Source organism: Roseovarius marisflavi (assembly GCF_900142625.1).
GTDB classification, from domain to species: Bacteria; Pseudomonadota; Alphaproteobacteria; order Rhodobacterales; family Rhodobacteraceae; genus Roseovarius; species Roseovarius marisflavi.
This window is the reverse complement of the sequence record NZ_FRBN01000065.1, coordinates 1-2994: the sequence shown is the minus strand read 5'-3', so window position 1 is coordinate 2994 and position 2994 is coordinate 1. Positions and strand designations below refer to the sequence as shown.

The 2994-nt window shown below is 58.1% G+C and carries 4 protein-coding genes; 1 reads left to right on the top strand and 3 read right to left on the bottom strand.

From position 1 onward, the window contains the following. Positions 1–109 (bottom strand): IS66 family insertion sequence element accessory protein TnpB (tnpB, locus tag BUB78_RS21640; protein ID WP_139279418.1); only part of this gene is annotated, 109 nt, incomplete at its 3' end. Between the two features lie 479 nt (positions 110–588). On the opposite strand from tnpB, the gene BUB78_RS20825 reads away from it, so the two are divergent. Further along, positions 589–1194 (top strand): hypothetical protein, encoded by a 606-nt coding sequence (locus BUB78_RS20825; protein ID WP_220084059.1) that lies wholly within the window; start codon positions 589–591, stop codon positions 1192–1194. A 292-nt stretch (positions 1195–1486) separates the two neighbouring features. Here the strand turns inward: BUB78_RS20825 and BUB78_RS19855 are convergent, their stop codons facing one another. Both BUB78_RS19855 and BUB78_RS19850 read right to left on the bottom strand, forming a co-directional pair. Continuing rightward, positions 1487–1729 carry a hypothetical protein gene (locus tag BUB78_RS19855; protein WP_139279417.1) on the bottom strand — a complete coding sequence of 81 codons (243 nt, stop codon included), beginning with the start codon at positions 1727–1729 and terminating at the stop codon, positions 1487–1489. 5 nt (positions 1730–1734) lie between these two features. Further along, entirely contained in the window at positions 1735–2553 is an 819-nt protein-coding gene (locus BUB78_RS19850) for a CPBP family intramembrane glutamic endopeptidase (protein ID WP_073201145.1), read from the bottom strand. Between the last annotated feature and the right edge of the window lie 441 nt (positions 2554–2994).

Genomic DNA, 2994 nt, shown 5'->3' with positions numbered 1-2994 from the left:
ACTGGGCCGGTTCCAGGCGCATCACCCCGTTCTTGACCGCGGGCCATGTGAAGCTGTTATCTTCGAGCCGTTTGTAGGCCATCACCAACCCGCTATGCCTACCACACACCAATCTCTGTGCTCACGTAACAGCATTCTGACACCGAAGGAGGCATCTTCGGCGCCGTTCGTCGCCTGTCTTGTGCTTCTCCTCCAGCCTCGAACAATAACCCCCATGCACGTCTTTATATAGCTATCTAGCCATATAGATTTCTGCCTCTGCACATATGGAGGTGTGGTTGAGTGGGTGTGGCTACCTATCCGTTTCCCCTTTGGAAATAGCAGAGGCTTCAATGGTATGTGACTACCTTAAAATCGCTACTTGCACGCAATAATCGCTCATCCGCAGTATCGCGACCGCACGTCATAGCCCGGCCTCGTGAAAGACGGGAAACGATCGGCGGGATTTCCCGGTTTGGCGACAAAATCTCGATCAAAGCCCGCCGTCTGTCCGGGCCGCGCCGCGATCCGCCCTTGGTGGAACATGCCCTTGCTGCGCCCTTCCTGTGAGACAGGATAGATCGGTGTCGGAATGCCAAGTCTGAAGGATTGGCAAATCAGTTGATCCTTGAGCGTGGTTTGCGCAATCCGACCAGGTCGGCGCTCCAACAGGTTTACGACGTGGCCAGCTTTGACACCCAGTCCTCGCGTTTCAAAGGCCAGAGGCTTGCGCAGCTCGAAAACATCCGTCTTTACTCCCGGCCCGAACAGATCGTCTTCGCCTTGCCAGACATCGCCGGAGGCGAAGCGCAGCCTGAAGACACCCGGCGGGACAAGAACCTTGAAAAACGCACCGCCCTTTATGTAGGCGGCCAAGGCAGCCTTATCGGTGCTTTGATCGATCAAGGTCAGGAAATAATCCTGACCAGGCGGCGTTTTGACCTGAAGGGGAAACACGGCGGGCAAACCGGTCCGGTTCCACATCAATCCGGCGGGCCGCGAGAGGGGTGCAGCCGCGTCACTTCCGGCACTTGCGAGTGGTGGTGCTGCGCAGAGCAGAAGCAAATGCAAAAGCATCAACCTTACGATTTTTCTGCTGCATATCAGTTCCAACACATCAGCCTCTTAAGAAAATCTCGCCGTGACCGTCCGGTCAAAAGGCGCAAGAAGATGTTTCCTTGGCCATCACCCTATCAGTTAACGGAATTTATTTGAATGGAAGGCGTGTCGGCATAGCCGTGCCCACGCCTCGCGCCGGGTAGCACACCTTACCGCGTCCGCCAGAAAGCTTGTGATCATTTCCGGGCAAGTCACGACTGTCTTCTCTGCAATAATGGTGCCAGCGTCATCGACGACGCAGATGGCCGTCGTCTCCTGCGAGACATCCAGAGCGGCAAAACATGGCATAGCAGTTCTCCTTTTCATTTGAGCCTTGGCCAATCAGTTTCTGTTTGAACAGTTTGAAGCAGCAGCTCTTGGTCGAAAAGAAGCGCCACCCGCGATTACGCTAAGTGGTCCACCCTATCATGGCCCGACCCGCTTCGACATCCGCCAGGCCCGTCGCCACGCTCGCAACCGTCCCGTCCGGCAGAACGAAGGCGGCCGTCGCGCCTGGCAAATCGTAGCGGTCGCGGAAAGCTTCGAGCGTGTCGTGCAACCGGCCCGAGAGGCCCGTTTCGTCCTCCGCTTGAGCCGACCCCGTGACGAGAAGCGAAAGGACCGTCGCGGCCAGTGCAAGGGCGGTCCGCATGGCGCTCACCTTGCCACCTGTGGAGCGGCTTGCGGCAGAGATGGAATGACCTGCGTCACGGCGCCCTCGCGGGTGAACATCGTCTCGCGTTTCCACCAGATGGCGACAAGGGCGACGACTGCGAGAATCCATGTGTCCCAGGGCTGTGCGTCAGGCCAGAACGGGTTGATCAGCTGCCAGTGAAACAGCATCGGCCAGAGCAGGCTGCCCCCGGTTCGGTTCAGGATCGGCGTGACCAGCACGGCCAACACCACGTTGCCGATGAAGAAGGGTAGGAAGTTCCAGCCGCCGAAGACGGTGCCTGCAAGATAGAAGGCGGGCAGGTGCCAGAACCCCCAGATTGCCCCGATCAGCGCACCGGCCCATATCGGTGCCATGTGGCGCTGAAGCAGGGGTTGCAGCACACCGCGCCAGCCCAACTCTTCGATGGGCCCGAGAAACAGCATCATGAACATGACCGCGACCATCGGACCGGCGCCGTCAGGCGGTAGCGGCGCCAGAACCGGGCCGTTCTTGACCAGCGATCCGGCCATGAAGACCAGTGGCAAGCCAATCAGCACGAAGACCACCCAGCCCGAGGGCGCCCGCCAGAGCAAGAGCCGCGACAAGAAGCGCCTCAGCCCTGCGCCGTCGGCATAGGACAGGACCAGAACGATCGCGGCGATGGCGGGTGCCCAAGTGGCGAGGAAGAAGAGCGGGTGCAAACCGCTGATTGGTCCAAACCAGCTCGACGCCAGTTCGGGAGCGAGCACGTAGAAGCCGACAACCCCCCAGGTGATGAGGAAGGTCATGGCCAGAAAGAGAGGGATGGCGCGTTTAGGCATCGGACCTCGCTTGTCCTCATGTCGGAGGACCGGAAGAGATGTGACGCACCACGAACGGTGCGATCTCATTCCTATCCGTTTCCTCGTAGCCTGCTGTGATTTGCATCAAATGGCTATGCCTGTACTGCGCGCCCGCAGAATAGCCAATTCAATTACCCCCTTCATCCATTGAGGCATATTTGAGGTTCTGTCTGCGCCGATTTTGTCGCGTAATCTGGGCGAAGTGGGGCGGAAAGTGTGCATTCGCTGCACCTGCAAGGGAATCCTGTCAAAGACATAAAAGCTGCCATTCACAGCTCAGGTTCAACGTCCCCCATGCTGCACCAAAAACAAAGGTCTGCTATGCGCGGCGGTTTCAACGGGTCGATGCAACACTTTAATCTTTTGAGAGAGATGGAGTGATCATCATGAAGTATCGTCGCCGCATATTCTTCACGGACA

Bases quoted from the DNA above. Each gene is read 5' to 3' on its own strand.
- BUB78_RS19850 (WP_073201145.1), bottom strand. From the start codon at position 2,553: ATGCCTAAACGCGCCATCCCTCTCTTTCTGGCCATGACCTTCCTCATC.
- BUB78_RS19855 (WP_139279417.1), bottom strand. From the start codon at position 1,729: ATGCGGACCGCCCTTGCACTGGCCGCGACGGTCCTTTCGCTTCTCGTC.